The sequence below is a fragment of the Martinezella multihospitum genome, assembly GCF_900094585.1.
Taxonomy (GTDB): Bacteria; Pseudomonadota; Alphaproteobacteria; order Rhizobiales; family Rhizobiaceae; genus Rhizobium; species Rhizobium multihospitium.
Genome location: NZ_FMAG01000001.1, coordinates 816371 through 835295, shown reverse-complemented (window position 1 = coordinate 835295; position 18925 = coordinate 816371). Strand labels below are relative to the sequence as shown.

Annotated in this window: 17 protein-coding genes; 5 read left to right on the top strand and 12 right to left on the bottom strand. The window is 61.1% G+C overall.

Features of this window, described 5'->3' with window-relative positions; all coding sequences use genetic code 11:
• Positions 1–7: 7 nt before the first annotated feature.
• Positions 8–355 (bottom strand): NIPSNAP family protein, encoded by a 348-nt coding sequence (locus tag GA0061103_RS03750; RefSeq protein WP_092707202.1) that lies wholly within the window; start codon positions 353–355, stop codon positions 8–10.
• 553 nt (positions 356–908) lie between these two features.
• Here GA0061103_RS03750 and GA0061103_RS03745 point away from each other — a divergent pair.
• The 4 genes from GA0061103_RS03745 to fdxA all read left to right on the top strand — a co-directional run bounded on the left by GA0061103_RS03745 (position 909) and on the right by fdxA (position 5209).
• Positions 909–1382: a (2Fe-2S)-binding protein gene (locus GA0061103_RS03745; protein WP_092707200.1), complete on the top strand. Its 474-nt coding sequence runs from the start codon at positions 909–911 to the stop codon at positions 1380–1382.
• Entirely contained in the window at positions 1382–2365 is a 984-nt protein-coding gene (locus GA0061103_RS03740) for an FAD binding domain-containing protein (protein ID WP_092708600.1), read from the top strand. The genes GA0061103_RS03745 and GA0061103_RS03740 overlap by 1 nt, the downstream gene beginning before the upstream one ends.
• Complete coding sequence (locus GA0061103_RS03735) at positions 2362–4650, top strand: xanthine dehydrogenase family protein molybdopterin-binding subunit (protein WP_092707198.1); 2289 nt, start codon at positions 2362–2364, stop codon at positions 4648–4650. The genes GA0061103_RS03740 and GA0061103_RS03735 overlap by 4 nt, the downstream gene beginning before the upstream one ends.
• A 217-nt stretch (positions 4651–4867) precedes the next feature.
• A complete protein-coding gene (gene fdxA / locus GA0061103_RS03730) occupies positions 4868–5209 on the top strand; it encodes a ferredoxin (RefSeq protein WP_092707196.1) in 342 nt (113 codons plus the stop codon).
• Between the two features lie 66 nt (positions 5210–5275).
• Here fdxA and GA0061103_RS03725 read toward each other — a convergent pair whose 3' ends face one another.
• The 9 genes from GA0061103_RS03725 to GA0061103_RS03685 form a co-directional block, all read right to left on the bottom strand.
• Entirely contained in the window at positions 5276–6673 is a 1398-nt protein-coding gene (locus GA0061103_RS03725; protein WP_092707194.1) for an amidohydrolase family protein, read from the bottom strand.
• A 7-nt stretch (positions 6674–6680) separates the two neighbouring features.
• On the bottom strand, positions 6681–7604 hold the full coding sequence (locus tag GA0061103_RS03720) for a LysR family transcriptional regulator (RefSeq protein ID WP_092707192.1): 924 nt from the start codon (positions 7602–7604) through the stop codon (positions 6681–6683).
• Positions 7605–7639: 35 nt separating this feature from the next.
• The gene (locus GA0061103_RS03715; RefSeq protein WP_092707190.1) at positions 7640–8416 is read right to left on the bottom strand and encodes an enoyl-CoA hydratase-related protein; all 777 of its coding nucleotides are present in this window, start codon (positions 8414–8416) and stop codon (positions 7640–7642) included.
• Positions 8413–9570, bottom strand: coding sequence for a CaiB/BaiF CoA transferase family protein (locus GA0061103_RS03710; RefSeq protein WP_092707188.1), 1158 nt, complete (start codon positions 9568–9570; stop codon positions 8413–8415). Before GA0061103_RS03710 ends, GA0061103_RS03715 begins: the two co-directional genes overlap by 4 nt.
• Complete coding sequence (locus tag GA0061103_RS03705; protein WP_092707186.1) at positions 9567–10925, bottom strand: FAD-dependent oxidoreductase; 1359 nt, start codon at positions 10923–10925, stop codon at positions 9567–9569. Before GA0061103_RS03705 ends, GA0061103_RS03710 begins: the two co-directional genes overlap by 4 nt.
• 27 nt (positions 10926–10952) lie before the next feature.
• Complete coding sequence (locus GA0061103_RS03700) at positions 10953–11786, bottom strand: ABC transporter permease (protein WP_092707185.1); 834 nt, start codon at positions 11784–11786, stop codon at positions 10953–10955.
• Entirely contained in the window at positions 11783–12607 is an 825-nt protein-coding gene (locus GA0061103_RS03695; protein WP_092708597.1) for an ABC transporter ATP-binding protein, read from the bottom strand. The genes GA0061103_RS03700 and GA0061103_RS03695 overlap by 4 nt, the downstream gene beginning before the upstream one ends.
• A 5-nt stretch (positions 12608–12612) precedes the next feature.
• Positions 12613–13647 carry an ABC transporter substrate-binding protein gene (locus GA0061103_RS03690; RefSeq protein WP_092707184.1) on the bottom strand — a complete coding sequence of 345 codons (1035 nt, stop codon included), beginning with the start codon at positions 13645–13647 and terminating at the stop codon, positions 12613–12615.
• Positions 13648–13881: 234 nt separating this feature from the next.
• Entirely contained in the window at positions 13882–14970 is a 1089-nt protein-coding gene (locus GA0061103_RS03685; RefSeq protein ID WP_092707183.1) for a DJ-1/PfpI family protein, read from the bottom strand.
• Between the two features lie 62 nt (positions 14971–15032).
• On the opposite strand from GA0061103_RS03685, the gene GA0061103_RS03680 reads away from it, so the two are divergent.
• Complete coding sequence (locus tag GA0061103_RS03680; protein WP_245304645.1) at positions 15033–16064, top strand: GlxA family transcriptional regulator; 1032 nt, start codon at positions 15033–15035, stop codon at positions 16062–16064.
• Between the two features lies 1 nt (position 16065).
• Here the strand turns inward: GA0061103_RS03680 and GA0061103_RS03675 are convergent, their stop codons facing one another.
• Positions 16066–17100, bottom strand: a complete 1035-nt coding sequence (locus tag GA0061103_RS03675) for an ABC transporter permease (protein WP_092707181.1) — start codon at positions 17098–17100, stop codon at positions 16066–16068.
• Positions 17100–18581: a sugar ABC transporter ATP-binding protein gene (locus tag GA0061103_RS03670; RefSeq protein ID WP_092707179.1), complete on the bottom strand. Its 1482-nt coding sequence runs from the start codon at positions 18579–18581 to the stop codon at positions 17100–17102. Before GA0061103_RS03670 ends, GA0061103_RS03675 begins: the two co-directional genes overlap by 1 nt.
• Positions 18582–18925 lie beyond the last annotated feature (344 nt).

Here is an 18925-nt window from a genome sequence, read left to right as displayed (position 1 = left end):
TTCGCCTTCAGCCATCGGCCTCGACGGAGATAAAGGGGCGAAAGAATCCAGTCGGCTGTAGGATCGAACTGGCGATATTGGCAAGAATCTGGCCCGGCGCCTCGCTTTTTGCCAGAGCTTCCTTCCAGGCCGGATCAGCCAGGAATTCCGCCCATTTCCGCTCGCGTTCCTCTAGCGATTGCCATTCGAGGAAATAGATGAGGTCGAAGCTGGAAGGTCCGATCATCGTCGTCCAGAAACCGAGGGGGCGGATGCCGAGCCGGTCCCAGATCGCCAGCGTCGCCGTTTCGAAACGCTCCTTGAGCGCTGGCAGCTTGCCCGGCAAGCAAGTATAGATGCGCATTTCATGGATCATCGAAAATCCTCCTTGAGTGAATTCAGAACAGGCAGAGCCTGTCCCTGAGAGCCAGATTTAAAAATAGTTGAACGATAACAGCAGGTTGTGATTCCTTTTGGTGCTGAATCAAAATGGGTTTCCGATGGCCTGGACTACTATTGCTCGATTTGAGCATAACTGAAGCTCGCTTCATTTTTCAAGTGATTTGACGGACCGGAAATGAACGTTGATCGATCCCCTGATCCCGCCGGTACGAAAGGGGGTGCCGAGGGCAAATAGCAGAGGCTCTTTCGGTCCCACCTCTTGCCCATCCTCTATCTCGATCGGTTCAAAGCGAGATTCGCCCGAATGTCGGGGCTTGACGAAAACAAGCCAGGCATTAATTTAAACGGAGGCGCCTCCGTTTATTTATGGCGTCCTTTGCTTCCTAATTCAGATGAGAGCCGACCATGACGCCAGAATTCCATCGGCCCCGTCTTCCTGAAAGAAACCCATAGCAACCGGTAGACCGACGGATAGATTCCATTAGATTCCGCAGGTCTCATCTTCGTGACGATGGCAGGAGCTTATCATGACACGAACCATCCATATCGCGCTCGACATCAATGGGCAGCGCCACGAACTCGATATCGAGCCGCGTGTGACGCTGCTCGATGCGCTGCGCGAACATCTTTCCCTTACCGGCACCAAGAAGGGCTGCGATCAGGGACAGTGCGGTGCCTGCACCTGCCATGTCGACGGTCAGCGCGTGCTATCCTGTCTGACGCTCGCTGCGCAGGCCGAAGGCCGCGAGATCACGACGATCGAGGGGCTGACCGGCGAGGCCGGCGATCTGCATCCGGTGCAGGCCGCGTTCATCGAGCATGACGCCTTCCAGTGCGGTTATTGCACGCCGGGCCAGATCATGTCGGCGGTCGCCTGTATTCGCGAAGGACATGCCGGTTCGGATGCGGAAATCCGCGAATATATGTCCGGCAATCTCTGTCGGTGCGGGGCCTATAACAGCATCGTCGCGGCGGTGCGCCAGGCCGCGGAGGTGGCATGATGCGAAACTTCTCCTATCTGCGCGCCACATCGACAGCGGAAGCCGCCCAGGCGGCGCAGCAGGTCGGCGCCATGCTGCTTGCCGGTGGAACGACGCTGCTCGATCTTGCCAAATGCGGTGTCGGCGAGCCCGACATTGTCATCGATATCACTCATCTCTCCGGCATGAGCAGCATCTTGGTTGATACCGCAGGCGCAACCATCGGCGCGCTTGCCAGGATGAGCGAAGTCGCCGACCACAAGGATATCCGTGCAGCTTTCCCGGCTGTTTCCGAATCCCTGTCTCTGGCCGCCTCCGCCCAGCTTCGCAACATGGCGACAGTCGGCGGTAACCTCCTGCAGCGGACGCGCTGTTCGTATTTCCGCGATCCCGGCGCGTTTCCCGCCTGCAACAAGCGCAACCCCAGTTCCGGCTGTTCGGCGATCGGCGGCGTCACGCGCAATCACGCCGTGCTCGGAACGAGCGAAGCCTGCATCGCCTCCTATCCTGGCGATCTGGCGGTTGCTCTGGTCGCATTTGACGCCGTGGTCGAGACGGATAGCCGCAAGGTTGCCGTCAACGATTTCTTCCTCGTTCCCGACAACACGCCGGACAAGGAAACCGTCCTGCAGCGCGGCGAGATCATTACCGCCGTCACTATTCCTGCTTCCACCGCTGCCCGGAATTCCACCTATATCAAGGTCCGTGATCGGCAGTCCTACGAATTTGCTGCCGCGAGCGCCGCGGTCGGCCTGGAGCTTGAAGCCGACGGCAGGACGGTCCGCGATGTTCGCGTGGCAATTGGTGGGGTCGCCACCAAGCCCTGGCGGGCAAGGGCAGTCGAGCAGGCACTCATCGGCAAGGCTCTCACTCCGGAGGCTTTGGAGAAGGCCAGCCGGTTCGCCATGGAGGGTGCCGTCGATCACGGCGGCAACCATTATAAGATCGAACTTGCGCCGCGCGTCATCGTCCGCGCCATTCAGAAGATCGGAGGTCTTGCATGACCATGATGGAACCCCGCAAGCACGGCGATGCGTCCGACGGCACCGTCGGCGGTCGTCAGTCGCGCTTCGAAGGCAATACGAAGGTGACGGGTGCCGCGACGTATGCGCTGGAATACCCGGTTGAAAACCTGGCCTATGCCGTGCTCATCCAGAGTACGATTCCGGCTGGCCGTGTCGTCAAGGTCGATGCCTCGGCCGCGCTCGCACTGCCCGGCGTGCTTCTGGTTCTTACGCCGGAAGACGATCTTGGTCTTAAACTTTCTGCCGACTGGGGCGGCAACAAGCCCGCCGATGGACCCTATTATCCGCTACCGCGTGAGGTGAGCTTCAACGGGCAGTCGATTGCCGCCGTCGTGGCGGAAAGCCGCGAGCTGGCGACGGAAGCCGCCAGGCTGGTCCGCGTCACCTATGAGGAGAGCAGCCACGTCGCCGATCTCAACGACCCGAATGCCGGCGAGGGCAAGCTCATGGAGCCGCTCTCTTCCAGTTGGGGCGATGCCGAGGCCGCACTTGCTGCTTCCCCGGTGCGGATCGAGGCCGAATATTCGACGCCACGTGAATATCACGTCGCGATGGAGCCGCACGGGCTGACGGCGAAGTGGGATGGCGACCAGTTGACCATCTGGGAACCGAGCCAGTGGTCGCATGGCATGGCGCGCATGTATTCCGAATGGTTCGACATGCCCTATGAGAATGTCCGGATCATCTCGCCTTTCATCGGTGGCGGTTTCGGATCGAAGGGGGTGCCGCTTGCTTATGGCGCGGTCGCTGTCGCGGCCGCCAGAAAACTCGGACGCCCGGTGAAGCTTGCGGTTACCCGCCCGCAGAATTTTACCAGCTATGGCGGGCGCGCCGCGACCAGACAGAAGATCGCGCTTGGCGCGACGGAGGACGGTATCCTGCAGGCGATCGTCCATCGCGGCGCCAGCGAAACCTCCGTCGATGCCGACTGGCCGGAGCAGACGGGGGCGGCAACGTCGATCCTCTACAAGGTCGAGAATTTCTCCTCGCAGCATCGCGTCGTGCCGGTCAATAGCGTGACGCCCGGCGCCTTGCGGGGGCCGGGCAAGAATCCGAGTGCCTATGGCATCGAATGCGCGATCGAGGAACTGGCCTACAAGCTCGGCATGGACCCCCTCGAGTTGCGATTGAGAAACTATGCCGATCATGACTATCAATCCGGCAAACCGTGGTCGACGCGCCGGCTGCGCGAGGCGCTAACGGAAGGCGCGGAAGCCTTCGGCTGGTCGCGGCGCAGCCACGAGCCGCGCTCGATGCGCGACGGCAAGACCCTGATTGGCTGGGGCATCGGCTGCGGCACTTTCCCGGTCATCCGCGCACCGAGCGAAGCCATGATCCGCATCCTTGCCAATGGCCGCGTCGAGGTCGTCAGCGGCGCCATCGACATGGGTCAAGGCACCTACACGATCCTTGCCCAGAGTGCCGCGGAAGTCTTCGGCATTCCCGTCGATCAGGTCGAGGTCTATCTCGGCGATTCACGTCTGCCGGGCGCGGCAATCGCCGGCGGCTCGATGCTCGCCGGCTCGATCATGGGGGCTGTCCACAAGGCGGCGGTCGCGGCCCGCGATGAGCTGATCGGCCTTGCGCTCAGCGATGCCAACTCGCCCTTCCGCGATACGGGTGCGAACACGCTGAATTTTGCCGAGGGGCGCATCGTAGCGCCGCGCGGCGAGACACCATCGCTGACACTGGCGGAACTGATGTCCGCTCTGAAACGTGAGGAGATCGAAGTCCGGCGCAATACCTTGGCCGATGGTGCGACAGCGCAGGAGCAGCTTCAGGCCTGGACCACCATGGCAAAGGTGCAGGGGCCGACCATGGGCGATTTTTCCATGCACAGCTGGTGCGCCCATTTCGCCGAAGTGCGGGTCGACGAAGACTTCGGCACGGTGCGGGTCTCGCGCATGGTTTCCGCCTTCGATTGCGGCCGGCTCTACAATCCGCGCCTGGTGGAAAGCCAGTGGCGTGGCGGCATCATCATGGGTATCGGCCAAGCGCTTCTGGAGGAGGGGCTGGTCGATCGGCGCAACGGACGAACCGTCAACAACAATGTCGGTGACTACCTCGTGCCGACGAACTCCGACATTCCGGATATCCAGGTGATCTCCGTCGGTGTGCCGGACCATAATGCCTCGGCACTTGGCGGCAAGGGTGTCGGTGAAGTCGGCATTGTCGGCGTCGCGCCCGCCATCGCCAATGCCGTGTTCCATGCGACCGGCAAGCGCGTACGCGACCTGCCGATCACGCTGGAAAAGCTGCTCTAACGCTAGCTCGGCTTGAGCCGCATTGCGTAAATGCATGCGGCTCAATTGCCTCAAGGCTATCACAACTCCGGTGCGTGAGTGTCTTTCAACAGATTTTCTCCGACCGGAGTGTTGCCGTCTCGGCAATCGAAAGGCCGAAAATCGGCGCTTCTTCAGAACGCTCCCTTTTGCCATAGTTCATCGAAAGCGCTCCAGAAAGCGCTTAGAGGCGAACGTCATGGCTTACGTAATCACCGAGCCCTGCATCGATACGAAGGATGGCGCCTGTACCGTCGCCTGTCCGGTCGATTGCATTTATGAGGGCGGGCGGATGTTTTACATCCATCCGGACGAGTGCATCAATTGCGGCCTCTGTCTGTCTGTCTGTCCCGTCGATGCCATCCTCTGGGATGAGGAAATGCCGGCGGAGCGGCTGTTCCTGCGTGACGTCAACCGCGATTTCTTCGCCGATGGCGTGACCGGCTGGGGCGCGCCCGGCGGCTGGGACAAGAGCCGGACGACCGGTCTCGATCATCCCTTCGTTGCGGCCTATAATGGTGCGCCCGAAAATCTTTCGTGATGCAAAGGATGTCTTGATTGGGTGTCTCCGCTGCCGTTTGTACAGCGGTTGCTGCCTCTCGCGATATCAGGACATGCCGGGACAGCCTGCATAATAGGCGCGTGTCGCTTCCGACAATGCGTTGACGAGAGGCCGTTGCTTTACAAGTCTCGGCAGATCGGCTCTTGCCTGAGCCAGGAGCTCGGCAAGGGCAGCGTCGAAATCGACGCCTGTCAATTCGCCCTTGCGCATCACCTCGCGGCCAGCCACGACAAGTCCGCAGGCATATCGTGCGCTCATGCGCGTCAACAGGACCTCCGCCTCGTCGAGATCATCGAACAGCGCATCGGCGATTAGGGCTTTATAGTCGATGATCGCGAAGTCTTCTGCATCTCTGGCGTTAACGACCTGACACCCAACCTGAATTGCTCCGTCGAATATATTCTCGGCCGTCAACTGCCGCGTCAGGCTACGCCCGCCGTGCAGGAGATAGAGGAGACGCATTTCTCGCCACAAATCCTGATCGTCATCCAGCCCGGTGCCGTCGAGGCCGATGGCGAAAGCGGGGCCGCCGTGCTCGATCATGGATAAGATCGGAGCGACACCCGAGCGGAGGCGGAGATTGGCTGTCGGATTGCTGACGAGCTGTACGCCGCGTTCGGCAAGCAGTTCAAGTTCATCGGGACGCAGCTGGACGCCATGGGCGACGGCGAGCCGTGGCGACAGGAAGCCTATTTTATCGAGATAGGTGACGATGCCCTCGGGAAAGCGGCGGTCCAACCATAGGCGCTGGCGTGGGCTTTCGAGCAGATGCATATGGATGCGCCTGTTGTGGAATGCGGAAGCCTCCGCAATCGCCTCCAGAAGCGCGTTCGAGCACCATTGTGGCCCGATCGGCCCATACTGCACATCGATCAGCGGGTTGGTGTTGGCGGCGGCGACGGCCTCGACGGCCGCAAGCAGGCTGGAGATTGGAGCGTAGGCCGGAATAGTCGACTCCAGGGCCTGCCAATCACCTGCCTGCAGAAAGGGCTTGAGCCGCTGCGGCCCGCCATCATAGGCCCAGGCATCGTGGTCGAGCAGCGGACAGGAAAGTGCAAGCCGAATGCCGATATCGCTGGCGGCCCGCATGACGGCGCTTGCCTCATCGACGAGGCGATCGACATTGAGCGAGTTATGGCAGTGCATCGTCGCACCGACGCCGGTTTTGGCCAGCCGGCCGAAGGCGACGAGTGCTTCGAGATAGGGATCGGTGCGCGGCCGCAGCCTCAGGCCTGGTATCCACACCTCAAGCGCGTCGTCGACCGCGCCAAAATCGAGAGTGCGAATGCCGTAGCCATGGTCATGGGCGTTGACGGGCGAGGGGAGGATGAGATCGCCGGGTTGCGGGGCTATGGCGCCGAATTGCGGTGGCAGGTCTGCCAATCTGTCGAAGCGCATGGACGGGGCATGGCCAGGACGTTCCAGAAGGCGGATCTTTGTCATGCTTTTTTCATCTGTTGACGATGGCTTTCAAATTCTCGCCGAACCTGCGCAACTCGGCATTAAGAAGCTCGATGACTGCTTGGCTGGCATGGGTCAGATGCCGGTCGCGCGGCACGAAAATGCCGATATCCACCGTGCTGAGCTTGAAGTCCCGGATCGGGATGGCAACGATCTCACCCGCCTGGATTTCCGGCCAAAGTCCCACCGGTGTAAAAAAACCAATGCCGTCACCCGACATGATCAGCGGTTTGAGGAGGATCGGATTGTTGGATGCAACCAGTGTTCGCCCCACGCGATTGAGCGCCGCAAGTTCGATTGCTATCGCCGAACTGACAACTTCGCTGTCGAGCGCCAGAAGCAGCTTGTATTGGGCACATTCCGGCAGGGTTACCGATTTCGCCCGCGCCAATGGATGCGATGAGGCTACCATAGCCATGAAGGCCGTGCGGATCGAGCCGACAAGCTTTAGATCATGCGGGGTCGCAAGATCGAAGCTGATACCGATATCGATGTCGCCAGCCGCCATGAAATGGAAAATATTGTTATAGGCGCCTGCTCGGACGCGAAAGTCCACTGCAGGATGCAGCTTGTGAAACTTCTTGATGAAATCAGGAAGAAACGTGACGAGCAAGCTGTCGAGGGCGGCGATATGGACGCGACCGGTATTCTTTCCCTGAAGGTCGCCGAGATTGGACTTCATGACCTCGAAGTCCTGCAGCGTTTCCATCGCATGCCGCAGCACGATCTCCCCGGCCGACGTCAATCGCAAACCGTCGGAGAAGCGCTCGAACAGCGGTGTTCCAAGTTCATCCTCCAGTTTCTTGATCTGGCGGCTGACGGCGGAGGTCGCGACATGCAGCTCGTCGGATGCCTTGCGGATCGATCCGGAGCGTGCGACCTCGGCGAAATACTTCAGGATGCTGGCATGCATGAAAAGCCCTCGGCAATCTCGAAGCTATAGCATGCCTATCTGCCGCGCCAAACGGGCGCCCGCTTCTCGCGGAAAGCCGCCACACCCTCCATGGCATCCTCGCTTTTCAGAGCCTTGATGAGGGCCGGTGTCCGCAATGCCTGCGCCTCGGCCGGGCTCAGATGCGCCGTGCGATTGACCGTCTGCTTGATCGCCCGCAGCGACAGCGGCGCGCAGGCGACGATATCGGCGACCCAGCGATCGACGGCCGCATCCAGTCCTCCGGCCGAGACGACTTCGTTGACGACGCCGTAGCTTGCCATTTCCTGCGCACTGAACTGCCGTCCGGTCAGCATCACGGCCATGGCGCGGTTGAACGGGATCTTGCGCTGGAGGAGCACCATGCCGCCATCGAGCGGCATGCGACCGACGCGCGCTTCCGGCAGGCCGAAGCGAGCCGTCTCGACTGAGACGACGATGTCGCAACCAAGCACCATTTCGAAGCCGCCACCCAGCGCATAACCGTTGACGCGGGCGACGACAGGTACGTCGAGCGAGCGGCGGAAGGCGAGGCCGCCGAAGCCATTCTCTCGCCCGACAGCCCAATAATCGACCCCGGAACTGCCGCTGCCGCCCTTCATGTCTGCGCCTGCGCAAAAGGCTTTTTCGCCGGAGCCGGTCAGGACGACGCAGCTGATATCGTCGCGTCGCTCGATCTCCGTCCAGATCGCTTCAAGCTCCCCTTCCGTTTCGGCATCGATCGCGTTCATCCGGTCGGGCCGGTCTAGCGTAACGCGGGCGACGCGGCCGTCCACGGTGAAGGAAACGCTCATGCCGCGTCTCCCTGCACTTCAGCAAGCGACGCCAGAATTTCGTCATTGTGCTGGCCGAGCTGCGGCGGCGAAATCCGTACGGTCACCTGCGCTGCCGACATGTCGATCGGCGAGCCGATGAGGCGGATCGGGCCGGCTGCGGTTTCGCCGGCTTCGAGGATCATCTTGTTGATGATCGTCTGTTCGTCCTTCAGCGCCTCGGGGAGCGAACGCACCGGCGCGCAAAGGATGTCGACGCCTTCCAGACGGGCAATCCAATGCGCGGTGCTGTTTTTGGCGAAATTCTCGCGGAAGATCGCCTGCAGCTCTGGCCGCCGCGCCATCTGCGCGTCGAAATCCTTGTAGTGCGGATATTGCGAGAGGTCCTCGATCTCCAGTGCTTCGCAGATGTCGCGCAACGGGTTCGGCTTGAAGGCGCCGACCATGACGATCGCACTATCGGTCGTCTCGAAAACGCCCGTCAGCGGGAAGGCGCCCCAGTTCAGGTCCTTCTGCCGCATCAGATGCGTCGTGCCTTCCTGCATCTGCATGGCGATCATCGAGTTGTAGAGGCTGACGGCGACCTGCTGCCCCTCACCCGTCTTGTCGCGTTGGAGAAGCGCAAGCAGGATACCCTGGACGAGGTGCATGCCGGCGGAATAATCGGCAAGCGGCGTCGCATAGATCGAGGTCGGGTGGCTGTTGTCCGACTTGCGGCGCATGACGCCGGAGACGGCCTGCGCCAGCACATCCTGGCCGCCCTTGTGCTGATAGGGGCCGGTCAAGCCGAAGCCGGTGCCGACGGCATAGATCAGGCGCGGATTGATCTTCTTCAGGTCTTCATAGCCAAAGCCCATGCGTTCCATGACACCGGGGCGGAAGTTGTTGACGACCACGTCGGCCGTCTCGAGTAGCGCCTGCACGGTCTTGCGGGCACCGGCATCCTTCAGATCGAGCGCCAAGCTCTTCTTGTTGCGGTTCAAGGAGCAAAAGACCGGGTTGTTGAGCCCGTCCGGATCGGAGCCGAGCGACCAGCGCGAGAGGTCGCCGATCTTGACCTTCTCGATCTTGATGACCTCTGCACCATAGTCGGCCAGGACTTGCGTGCAGGAAGGGCCGAGCATGACCTGCGTGAAATCGATCACGCGAATTCCGTCGAGTGGCAAGGTGGTCATTCTGCAGCCTCCAAATATGTCGCGTTCTCCGAGGGAATGTCGCCTGGATCGGCGCCCTGGGCCCGCATCTGTTTCTGAATTGCCCGGATATCGGCCTTGCGCACGGTCGTTCCGGCGTTGAGGGCAACCGTTGCTGCGACACCCGCCGCCTCGCCCATCGCCATGCAGGGCGGGATCTCGCGGCTGGATTTCTGCGCCTGCGGCGTCGAAGAATAATGCCGGCCGGCGACGATCAACTGGTCGACCTCTTTCGGCAGCATCGCGCGGTAGGGCGTGTAGTAGTCGCGGCCACGGCAGACCGTGTCGGCAAAATGCCGGCGGGTCATGACGTCGTCCTTCGTCACGACATAATCCCCCTGCAGCAGCCGCGTCTGGCGCACGCCGGTCTGCGGCGCGAAATCGACGACGTAGGCGTTTTCGAAGCCGGGCATCTTTTCGCGGGCGAAATCGAGCAGCTTGGCGATCCGCGAGCGGCCTTCCATCTCCGCCTTGGTCAGGTCGTCGACCTTCAGGCCGCTCAGCGTCGGCATATGCGGGCAGTTCAGCCAGACGACGCCGGGCAGCGGCGTCTTCAGCCACCAGAAGGACCAGCAACCGCCAATCAGCCGCTTGGCCTCGTGGTCGAGCGCCTTGAAGGTCTCCGGTTCCTGCTGCTCGAAACGTTCCGCCGCCTCGGTGTCGACCCCGCCCCAGCGCGAGACCGTCGTCAGGATGAAATTGGATTCGACATGGGAGGCGCCTGCGCTTGCAGCGACATCGAGATCGCCCGTGGTGTCGATGACGACATCGCCGAGGATCGCCTGCATGCCTTCCTTGGTCTGGCAGATCACGCCCTTGATCGTGCCGCCCTCGACAATTGCCGAGGAGAACCAGCTATGGGTCCTGAGCTTGATCTTCGCCTCGGCGATCATGTCATAGGCGGCGCGCTTGAAGGCATCGGGATCGAAGGCGGCCGAAAAGCAGATCGGATGCGGCATCGACTGCGTATGGAAGTCGAAGAGGCCCCAGCGTGCCCAGCGCTGCCAGGCCTCCGGCGTGTCGCGGAACTCGATCAGGCGATCGCGGTCGGTCGGCGTCACGCAGAGATCCCAGCGCTTCATGCGCTCGATCATCTCCATGCAGATGCCGCGCACGGTGATTTCGAGCTCGTTGATCATGTCGTCGAGCACCAGCACCATGCCGCCAGCAGCAAGCCCGCCGACATAGGGATAGCGTTCGACAAGCGTGACGCTGGCGCCATTGCGCGCGGCCGAGACGGCCGCGGCAATCCCTGCCGGGCCGCCGCCGACCACGACGACATCGGAGCGATCGACGACACGGATATCCCGTGCAGGCTGGCGAATAACCTGTTCCATTGGAGTTTCCTTTTTGTTTTCTGTCGCTTAGTGCTGTCCGGCCGGCTTCCAGCGGATCATCTTCGCCTCGGCGACCGAGACGATGAAGAAGAGGATGACGGCCAGCAGCGCAGCGATGACGACCGTTGCGTAGAGCAGCGGCGAACGGAAATTGTAGGTCGCCTCGATGATGAGGGCGCCGAGCCCGAAGCTGGAGCCGATCCATTCCGCGACGATTGCACCCATGACGCTGCTCGTCGCGGCGATCTTCAAGGCGGCAAAGAGGAATGGCAGCGAGCTTGGCAGGCGCACCTTCCAGAGGATCTCGGAATTGCTGGCCGAAAGCACCCGCATCAGGTCGAGCATGGCGGGGCTCGCGGAACGTAGCCCCTGTACCATGTTGACCAGCGTCGGGAAGAAGCAGATGAGGCCGGCAATGATGATCTTCGGGGCGACGCCGTTGCCAAAGATCAGCACGAGGATCGGCGCAAGCGCGATGATCGGGATTGCCTTGACGAAGACCGCGATCGGATAGAAGGCCTTCTCCGCCGTAGCGCTATGGACGAACCAGATTGCCAGGAGGATGGCGACGAGATTGCCGAAGATGAAGCCGAGAACCGCTTCGAGCACCGTCGGCAGGAAGTTTCGCGTCAGCGTCGCTGCATTGTCGCGAAAGGCGTAGAGGACATCGAGCGGGCTCGGCGCCATGAAGGTCGGGATCTTGAAGATCCAGATGACCGCCTGCCAGAGCACGATGCAGCCGAGCGCCGCAAGGATCGCCGGCATGCGCGAGGAGAGAACACCAACGGTTGCGTCGAGGATGGCGACCTTGCGCGGCGCCTTGGCGATGCCGCCGATGTCGGAGTGCACGGCGTTGCTCATATGCATTCCTCCAACAGCGCGCGCAGATGCGCTGTCACCTTGATGAAGTCGACCGTGTCGCGCATCGCAAGCGCACGGGGGTAGGGAAGGTCGACCTTCATGAACTCCTTCACCCGGCCGGGATGAGCCTGCAGCATGAGCACATGCTGACCAAGGAAGACCGCTTCCGGGATGGAATGGGTGACGAATACGATCGTCGTTCCCGTTTCCCGCCAGATGCGGAGAAGCTCTTCATTGAGCTTGTCGCGGGTGATTTCGTCGAGAGCGCCGAACGGCTCGTCCATCAGCAGGATGCGCGGCTTGGTCACCAGGGCGCGGGCGATCGCAACGCGTTGCCGCATGCCGCCGGACAATTCGTGCGGCAGGGCATTTTCGCGGCCCTTGAGGCCGACGAGGGCGAGCAGCTCCATGGGATCGGCATAGGAACTCTTGTCGTGCCTGCCGACTTCCAAAGGCAGGCGGACATTGTCGATGACGCTCCGCCACGGCAGCAGCGTCGCCTCCTGGAAGACGAAGGCGAAGTCTCGGCCCTCTCTCGCCTGCCGCGGCGGACGGCCGAACACCGAGACGGAGCCGTCACTGATATGGACGAGATCGGCGATACAGCGCAGCAAGGTCGACTTGCCGCAGCCGGACGGCCCGAGCATGGTGACGAACGACCCCTCGGGAATATCGACCGAGACCTTGGAGAGGGCGGTGAATTCATTGCCCTTGTCGCCGAAGCGAATGTCGAGATCGCGAATGGAAACGGCAAGCCTTGCCGTTTCGGTGACCGGTAGCGACTGCGGCTGTGGCTGCTTGATGGTGGCGGCGCTCATCATGACGTTCACCCGATCTGCTTGCGGATGTCGGTCGTCGCGTCGAGGATCGCCATGGTGGCGACATCGTCGACGGTCGGCGTGGCTCCTGCAAATTGCTTGAGATCGGCATAAGCCTTGATCTGTGCTGCCCAGTTGTCCTTGTTCATCGCGCCCCAGCCGGTCTGCTTGGTGCTGTCGCCGAAGGAGAAATCGATGACGGGGTGAACGGCCTCGAGTTCGCTCGCCTTGTCGAGATTGGGATAGGCCTCGACCAGCATGTCGACGGCTTCTTCCGGATGGTCGCGGACGTAGCCCCAGCCCTTGGCGGCGGCCGTGGTGAAACGCACCAGCACGTCGGAATGTTTGTCGAGCTGTTCGTCGGTCGTGTAGTAGACGTTGGCGTAAAGCTGCAGGCCGGCATCCCAGAGCATCATGTCGACGCGATCGTCGCCCAGCACCTTCAGTGCATTGGTGTTCGTCACCCAGCCGGTGACGGCATCGGCCTGACCGGTCAACAGCTGGTTCATGTCCGAACCCATGTTGACCATCTTCACCTTGTCTTCCGGAATGCCATTTTTGGCGAGCAGCGCGCGCAGCAGGATAAAGGCGGTCGGCTGCGTCGCGATCGTCTTGCCGATCATGTCTTTCGGCTCGCGGATCGGTGCCTTCTTCAGCGAGAAATATGTAAAGGGATGCTTACGGTAGCCCGCCAGAAACGCCTTGACCGGCATGCCGGCCGAGCGCGCGAGCATGACGGACGGACTGGAAGAAATCTGCCCGATCGTGGATTGGCCGGCCGCAACGCCAGCGACGCCATCGACATTCGGGCCGCCCGGGACGATGGTGAGATTGATGCCCTGCTCGGTGAAGAAGCCCTTCTTCTGGGCCGCGACTTCGCCAATCAGGCCGTTGGAAGCAAGCCAGCCAAGCTGCATGCGAACCTCGGCGACATCGGCCGCCTTGCCGGCGCGGATGCCGACAAAAGTCTGGGTCGCAGCGAGACCTCCGACCATGGCGGCATTGGACAGGAAGCGGCGACGATTCATCATGAATTGAGACATGCTGATAGTTCCCCTGTTGATTGGGCGATCGGACTTTTCGTCTCGTTATCCACCAATGCGGGGGATGATGGGGGAATTCAGCGTTCTAATAAAGAACAATTATGCGCACTATCAATTGCCGAAAAGGCAACGGCCAAGAGGGCGCAAGTCGTGTCTTAGCTGCCGTGTTCGTCGCTAAAGTGCAGCCATCGCCAACTGCTGAATTTTGTGAGATCGGCGGCGGATGATAGTGGATCAATGCTGTATGGGATATTCGAGCTGCAGCGCGACGATATCAGATGTTCGTGCACCATAACGCGCGGTAATCTCGAACAGCGTCTGATCCAGCGCCTTAGCGGATGGACGCGCGGGAACCGTCACGACCGAGGTATCGGTATGGGTCGAAAGATCTGGCACGAGCACGAGGCCGTTGCGCGAACGGATGGATTGGGCCGGCTCCGCAATAACAGCCTGCGAACGATAAGTTCTCGACCACGCATCGGCCGTCAGCGCCAAAGCGATTTCGTCGAAGCCGTCCTCCGTGGGCAGGCGGATGGTCTCGTGGTTCCAGAAGGCAAGGGTGTTGCCGGCAAAGCGCCAGAGGCGGCTCGTTGTCATGTGAAACGGTGTGGAGTCATGCGCGCTGCTCCAATCGTTGATACCGATGCGGTCGGCAACCGAGCGCGCCTTCTGTACGCCGCCAATGGCCTCCACCAGCGTCAGGGAAGCGGGGATCGATGCCGTGACGCCCGTGGTGCTCATGACGTTGCCGTCGACGATGTAACGCTGGTTATGAACCCACTCTGTCCGCGGAAAGGTGCGGCGGATCTTGTCGAAGGCGTACCAATGCGTGGTGGCGCGCTTGCTGTCGAATACGCCGGCCCTTGCCGCAAGCCAAGCGCCCTCGCAGATCGAAACGACCATTGCACCCTTCGATGATTGCTCGCGGATCCAGGCAATGACGCTGCGGCTGCTGTCATCATGCATGGCGGGAACGATGACGATGTCGGCGCCTTCCGGATGCTCACGGTCAAAGTCCGGCATTGTCGCGTCCGGCTTGATTTTCAGCGCCGGCATGAGGTTCACGATGCCGGCCTGGGTCGAGACGATCGTGACGTCGGCGACACCGGCGCCGCGCAGGACACCATAGGGGATGACGAGATCGGTCGTCTCCGTGCCCCGGTTGTCGGCGGCGATCGCGATAAGAGGCCGTGTCCGTCCGGCTTTGAACGGTGGGAGCCGGATTGCATTTTCTGCAGCTATTGCAGGTCTCTCGAAAGGGAAAGCCGCAATGCAAAATGCGAACAGGGCGAGAAGCAAGGTTTTGAGGGGATGGCAATCCATGGCATGTGTCCGGATTTTTGATGTCACGCCCTCGGAAATATTTGGTTCACAGGCTGGCGGAAATGACAAAGATATCGCATTTTCCGCCAATGCAGGATTCTGGACATTCCCCTCGGCGCATCGCCGTCATCGGTTATGACGGCGTTCAGGCGCTCGATATCGTCGGACCGATGGAGGTATTCGCGATAGCGAACTTCCATCTGCCGGAGGGGATGCTGCCTTATGAGGTTCTGCTCGCTTCCCCGGCAGGCGGGGCGGTGAAGAGCAGTTCTGCCGGCGGATTGGTCTTCGGCGAGACCGTAAGGCTTGAACGGCTGCCTGCCGATCTTGATACGATCATCCTCGCCGGCGGCAGCGAGGATGGGCTTCGGCAGGTCATATTTCAAACGGACCTGCTCGCCTGGCTGCATTCGCGGGCCGGGCCTACCCGGCGCATGGCCAGTGTCTGCACCGGAGCCTTTATCCTCGCAGCCGGCGGCTTCCTCGATGGCCGGCGGGCGACCACGCACTGGAATTCCTGTGCGCTTTTGAAAGAGTTGCGACCTCAGATCGAGGTCGAGCCCGACGCCATCTTTGTGGCGGAGCCGCCTGTCTTCACCTCGGCCGGAATTACGGCTGGCATCGATCTATGTATGGCACTAATCGAGGCCGATTGCGGTCCGAAGACCGCTCTCGCCGTTGCGCGACAGATGGTGTTGTTCATGCGTCGGCCGGGCGGTCAGTCGCAATTCAGCGCGGGCCTTGCCCTTCAGGCGAACGCGACGCCGCGCTTGCGCCAGCTCTTGAGCGAGATTATCGTCGATCCGACAGGGGATCTATCGGGACCTGCTCTGGCTAGCCGGGTCGGCATGACGGAGCGCACCTTTTCGCGCAGTTTCCGAAAGGAAACCGGAACAACGCCGGCGCAATTCGTCGAAGCCGCGCGGCTGGAGCGGGCAAAGGCGCTTCTCGAAAGTTCCGACTGGCCGCTGGCCCGCATCGCCGAGCGTGCAGGCTTTTCAAGCCTCGATACGCTGCATAGAGCCTTTCTCAAGCATCTTGCCATAACACCCGGCTTTTATCGGGCTCGCTTCGGTGCAAGGGTCGGTGCCTAGATCAGGTCTTGCTGCGGCCGATCCCATAGGTCAGCGCAAGTGCGCCGACGAGAACGGCACCCTTGATGAAATCCTGGGTATAGTAAGGCGCATTTAACATGGTCAGGCCGTTCAGCAGTACGCCGACGAAGACCGCGCCGATCGTCGTGCCGAGAACGTTCGGACGACGCAGGCCGAGGACGGCAAAGCCGATGAGCGAGGCTGCGACAGAGTCCATCAGCAGCGAGGCGCCGGAGGAGACGTCGCCGCGACCGACACGAGCCGCAACGATGATGCCGCCAAGTGAAGCGAGAACGCCCGAAAGCACATAGGCAAAAGTCTTGAGACGGGCGACATTGGCGCCGGCCAGCCGCGTCGCCGCTTCATTGCCACCGGTCGCGTAAAGAAGGCGACCGAGGCGCGTGCGCTCGGTGAGGACATAGAGCACGACGGCGACGACAAGCATCAGAATGACGGGAAAGGGAATGGTGCCGAACAGGCTTGAACGTCCTATCGTCAAAAAGGCGGGATCGACCTTGCCGATTGCCTTCGTTCCATCGGGAAGGATCAAACCCACCGAGATCGAGCGTCCGGCCGTCGGGATCAGCTGCAATCCGGTGAGCAGGAACATGGTGGAGAGGGTCGCGAGCAGATCCGGCACCTTCAGCCGAACGATCAGCAAAGCATTGACGAGCCCGATAATCGCGCCGAAGGCGAGCACCAGCGGCACGGTTTCATAGGCATCGAGATTCCATACGATCATGGCGTAGCTGGCGGCCATGACGCTTGAAGCGGCAACTGCTCCAACGGATAGATCGAAGCCGCCGATGGCAAGCGTCACGGTGACGCCAGCGCCGATAATGGCGACCACCGAAACCGCCTGCAGGATGCTCATCAGATTGTTGATGTTGATGAAGGCCGGCTGAGCGACGCTGAAGATGATGATGAGGGCAAAAAGGAGGAGGAACACCGCTCCCCGCCGCACGAATTCCTGCGGCGATATCGTATGGTTCGCCTGCCTGATCTGTTCCGGGATTTCTACGGTACCTTCACTCATCAGGCATATTCCTTGTTCTGCCGGCCGCCTGAGGTCACATCAATGGCTTCTTTGAGACCATGATGTTCCATCGGCAGCACCCGGTCGGCGACTTCGAGCGCCTCTTCCGGATCGGATGTGGCGATCAGCGTAGCGCGGTCGGTATGGGCGCGTATGGCTGCGATAATGTCCTGGCGGGCGCCGACATCGACCCCCTGGAACGGCTCGTCGAGAAGCAGCAGGCGGCTCGGCTCGGCCTCCCAGCGGGCGAGCACGACCTTTTGCTGATTGCCGCCGGAAAGAGACCAGACGGATGACTCGGGACCGGGGGCCTTTATGCCGAGACGCCGGATGGCCCTTTCTCCTTCGCGACTCTCTCGCCCGGAAAACAGGAAGCCCGACGGATACCAATGCTTCAGATGCGGCAGGCTGATCGTCGCCGCAATACTCTCTCCCGGCCAGTCCAACGGCATGAGTGAAGAACGATGCCGGTCGGCGGCGGCCATGACGACGCCCCGGGCGATTGCATCGGCAGGCGAGGCCGGTTGAAACACAGTGCCATCCAAACGTGCCGTACCTGCCGCAAAGCGCCCGATGCCGAAAAGACCCGACAACAGCCGGCTCTTGCCGGCGCCGAGAACGCCGGTAATAGCGACGACCTCGCCAGCATGAAGCCTGAGATCGATCGGCGGGCTGTCGGCAAACAGCTGTACGCCCTGAAGCTCCAGTATGGTTCGGTCGAACTGTTCCCGACGCTGTGGACGCGCTGCTTTCATGGAGCGGCCGATCATGGTTTCTATGGCTGCATCGAAATCGATCGGTTGCGAAAAAGCGCCGACATTGCGCCCACCCCGCAGGACGACCACGCGATCGGCCAGCGCATCGAGATCGGCCGTGCGATGCGAGATATAGAGAATGCCAAGGCCGCGCGCTTTCAGGCGGCGGACGATCTCATAGAGCCGGGCCGTCTCGCGCGCGGAGAGGCTCGCTGTAGGCTCGTCGAGGATCAGCAGCTGTGCCTTGTTGGAAAGGGCGCGGGCAATGGCGACCATCTGCCGGTCGGCTGTGCCGAGATCACCAAAATCGCGGTCGAGCGGCAGGTCGAAGCCAGCTTCCGACAGGATGGCTTCCGCCTTTCTCCGCACCGAACGCCTCGACAGAAAGAAGGGCTGGCGTCCGTCGACGAATTGATTGAGCAGCAATGCGTCCGCGACCGAAAGGCCGGCGACCCCGACGACATCGGTCGATTGATGTACGGTAACGATGCCTCGAGCCGTCGCCTCGGCCGGGCTTTCGGGGCGATAGTCATTGCCGTCCCATATAATTCTGCCTGAATCAGCCCGGTGAATGCCGGACAGGATTTTGACCAGTGTCGACTTGCCGGCGCCGTTGGCTCCCATCAGCGCGACGACTTCACCCCGATCGACCGTCAGGGACGCTCCCGCCAAGGCCTGCGTCGAGCCGAAAGCGAGCGAGAGATTTTGGGCGTCCAGCAAGGTCATGAGCAAGGGTTCGATAATCGTTTGCGATACTCGTAAGCCACTGACGGTCAATCACAAGGACACGCCTTACATTATTGACTTAATCTATAGAATAAATTTTTACGAGGCTCCTGTTCACCTCCGTCAGGAGCTGGATGGATTGGTGGCGAGATCAATCAAACACTGCCCGGATCAGATAACCGGGAGTTTAATTTGTCCGAAATTTCAAGAGAGCCGAAAAACCCTTCCTTTAATCTACTAATTTTATAGACAATATAAAATGCTTGAATATCAAGAATTTCCGCGGTCGCGATGGCGTGCGTCTCGCTTATTCGGAGACATTTGGCAGGAGTTTTTATGGATAC

Excerpts from the sequence above, each read along its gene's own strand:
- GA0061103_RS03710 (WP_092707188.1), bottom strand. The coding sequence starts at position 9,570 with ATGACCACCTTGCCACTCGACGGAATTCGCGTGATCGATTTCACGCAG.
- GA0061103_RS03715 (WP_092707190.1), bottom strand. The coding sequence starts at position 8,416 with ATGAGCGTTTCCTTCACCGTGGACGGCCGCGTCGCCCGCGTTACGCTA.
- GA0061103_RS03670 (WP_092707179.1), bottom strand. The coding sequence starts at position 18,581 with ATGACCTTGCTGGACGCCCAAAATCTCTCGCTCGCTTTCGGCTCGACG.
- GA0061103_RS03700 (WP_092707185.1), bottom strand. The coding sequence starts at position 11,786 with ATGAGCAACGCCGTGCACTCCGACATCGGCGGCATCGCCAAGGCGCCG.
- GA0061103_RS03675 (WP_092707181.1), bottom strand. The coding sequence starts at position 17,100 with ATGAGTGAAGGTACCGTAGAAATCCCGGAACAGATCAGGCAGGCGAAC.
- GA0061103_RS03750 (WP_092707202.1), bottom strand. The coding sequence starts at position 355 with ATGATCCATGAAATGCGCATCTATACTTGCTTGCCGGGCAAGCTGCCA.
- GA0061103_RS03720 (WP_092707192.1), bottom strand. The coding sequence starts at position 7,604 with ATGCATGCCAGCATCCTGAAGTATTTCGCCGAGGTCGCACGCTCCGGA.
- GA0061103_RS03745 (WP_092707200.1), top strand. The coding sequence starts at position 909 with ATGACACGAACCATCCATATCGCGCTCGACATCAATGGGCAGCGCCAC.
- GA0061103_RS03735 (WP_092707198.1), top strand. The coding sequence starts at position 2,362 with ATGACCATGATGGAACCCCGCAAGCACGGCGATGCGTCCGACGGCACC.
- fdxA (WP_092707196.1), top strand. The coding sequence starts at position 4,868 with ATGGCTTACGTAATCACCGAGCCCTGCATCGATACGAAGGATGGCGCC.
- GA0061103_RS03690 (WP_092707184.1), bottom strand. The coding sequence starts at position 13,647 with ATGTCTCAATTCATGATGAATCGTCGCCGCTTCCTGTCCAATGCCGCC.
- GA0061103_RS03740 (WP_092708600.1), top strand. The coding sequence starts at position 1,382 with ATGCGAAACTTCTCCTATCTGCGCGCCACATCGACAGCGGAAGCCGCC.
- GA0061103_RS03695 (WP_092708597.1), bottom strand. The coding sequence starts at position 12,607 with ATGATGAGCGCCGCCACCATCAAGCAGCCACAGCCGCAGTCGCTACCG.
- GA0061103_RS03705 (WP_092707186.1), bottom strand. The coding sequence starts at position 10,925 with ATGGAACAGGTTATTCGCCAGCCTGCACGGGATATCCGTGTCGTCGAT.
- GA0061103_RS03725 (WP_092707194.1), bottom strand. The coding sequence starts at position 6,673 with ATGACAAAGATCCGCCTTCTGGAACGTCCTGGCCATGCCCCGTCCATG.
- GA0061103_RS03685 (WP_092707183.1), bottom strand. The coding sequence starts at position 14,970 with ATGGATTGCCATCCCCTCAAAACCTTGCTTCTCGCCCTGTTCGCATTT.
- GA0061103_RS03680 (WP_245304645.1), top strand. The coding sequence starts at position 15,033 with ATGACAAAGATATCGCATTTTCCGCCAATGCAGGATTCTGGACATTCC.